We start from the raw sequence: 2,378 nt of genomic DNA on the forward strand, positions 1-2,378 counted from the left end.
CTTCGGGGTCGAGCGCGGAGGACGGTGGGTTCGGATTCGGCGGCGGTGGCGGCGACGGCTCCGACGGGAGCAGTGGCGGCGGCGGCGGCGGCTACGAGGGAGGATCCGGTGGAGGAGCCGCTTCGGAGACGCTCACGGGCGCCGGGGGCGCGTCGTTCGTGGCGAGCGGCGAAGACGGGTTCACCGGCCTCGAGGTCGTGCGTATCGACGGGAACGACGCCGCCAGCACACGCCGCGACGGCCGGGTCGTCCTGGCGCTGAACATCCCCGCCACGGTCGACGCAGACCTCGTCGTAGACACCGCCGCCGACGACCAACCGTACAGCTTCTCGACCTCGAGGGCGGACTGCACCGACGGCGTCTTGGACGGCGACTGCACGCTGCGCGAGGCCATCTTGGTCGCTAACGACAACCCCGGTGGCGAGGGCGGCGGCGACCTCGACACAATCGGGTTCGAGATCCTCGACACCTTCGGCGCTGTCAGCGGCGTCGCCACGATCTCGCCCTCGAGTGCACTACCCGCCCTCGAGGACGACGGGATCTCGATCGACGGGTACACCCAGCCGGGCTCGAGCCCGAACACCCTCGCGGTCGGGTCCGACGCCGTGATCCGGGTCCAGATCGACGGCCAGAATGCCGACGACCCGGAGGACGCCGAGGCGGAGACGGAGGGAATCACGCTCTTCAGCGCGGACGACGTGCTCGTCCGGGGGCTCGCCGTCTACGGGTTCAGTGGCGCCGGGATCAGGGTCTCGAGCAGCCCGAGAGCCGTTATCGAGGGCAACCACATCGGAACGGACGCCAGTGGGACTCAGCGCTTGGGCAACGTGTTCGGCGTCTCCATCTTCTCCCCGGACGCCCGCGTGGGGACGGACGGCGACGGCCAGAACGACGCCGGCGAGCGCAACGTGATCTCGGGCAACAACGCGAGCGGGGTCAGCGTGGGGACGGGAGCGGGGGGCACCGTCATCGCCGGCAACTACATCGGGATCGCCGCGGACGGCCAGAGCCGGCTGGGCAACACCAACTTTGGGGTGTTCGGCCTCTTTACCTCGGACGTCTTGGTCGGCACCGACGGCGACGGCCAGAACGACGCGGCTGAGCGCAACGTGATCGCGGCCAACTTCGGGGAGGGCATCCGGCTCCAGGATGCCGCCCGCGTCGTGATCGCCGGCAACTACATCGGGACCGACGCCACAGGGCTCAACGGACGCGGGAACAGCAGCGGCAGCAACGGCGGCATCTACGCGACCAGCAACTCCCCTGACCTGCGCGTCGGGACGGACGGCGACGGCGAGAACGATGCGGCCGAGCGCAACGTGATCGCGGCCAACGGGGGCACGGGCGTGCGCCTTCGAGGCACGCCAGACGACCCAACACCGAACGCCGTCATCGCGGGCAACTACATCGGCGTCGCGGCCGATGGCGAGACCGAGCTTGGCAACGCCGGGGCCGGGGTCCTGGTCGAGGGCGCGCGGGGCGCCCGGGTCGGCGGCACTGGCGCCAATGAGGGCAACACGATCGCGAACAACCGCGACCAGGGGGTGTCCGTGACTTTCTTCGAGCAGGGCGGGTCGTCTCAGGACGGGTCGGCTTCGGTGCTGGGCAACGCCATCTTCGACAACGGCGACCTGGGGATCGACCTCGAGGGCGGGACCGAGGACGACGCCGGCGTCACGGCCAACGACGCCGGCGACGTCGACGACGGGCCGAACGACCTGCAGAACTACCCCGTCATCACTGCCGTGACGCCCGCCGCAGAGGGCACCTACGACGTCGCGGTCACGCTCGACAGCCAGTTCGGGACGTACCGCGTCGAGGTGTTCGCGAGCGAGGACGCCGACCTGTCCGGGTTCGGCGAGGGCGCCCGCTTCCTAGGCAGCACGACGGTGTCCGTGGGCGAGGGCGGCACCGGGTCCGGCACGGTCACGGGCGTGGACATCGCGCTAGGTGAGGTCGTGACGGCGACCGCCACCCAGGCCGGCGAAGTGCTCGGGGGCACGAGCGAGTTCTCGGCCGCCGTCGCGGTCGCGCCGACGGTCCAGTTTGCCCAGGAGACCGCGACCGCGAGCGAGGGCGAGACCGTCGGCCTCGAGGTCACGCTCTCGGAGCCGGCCCCGGAGGGCGGCGTCACCGTCGACGTCACGTTCGTCGGCAGCGAAGACCCGGGCGCGAGTTCCGCCGACTTGGGCGGGTTCACGTCCGAGACGGTCACGTTCGCCGTCGGCGAGAGCTCCCGGACAGTCGCCGTCACGGTCACCGACGACGGGGCCGCCGAGGGCGCCGAGACCTTCGACTTCACCTTGCTCGACCCGTCCGGCGCCGAGGTCGGCAGCCCAAGCGGGCTCGCGCTCACCGTCGGGGCCTCGGTCCAGACC

At 71.2% G+C, this 2,378-nt stretch carries 1 protein-coding gene; it reads left to right on the top strand.

Annotated elements, in window-relative coordinates:
* Positions 1-2,378: Calx-beta domain-containing protein (locus WBA11_RS01150; protein WP_424518899.1), on the top strand; the 2,378-nt coding region annotated here is incomplete at both ends.

Origin of the sequence: Rubrivirga sp. (assembly GCF_049648075.1) — a bacterium.
In the GTDB taxonomy this organism is placed as follows: domain Bacteria; phylum Bacteroidota; class Rhodothermia; order Rhodothermales; family Rubricoccaceae; genus Rubrivirga.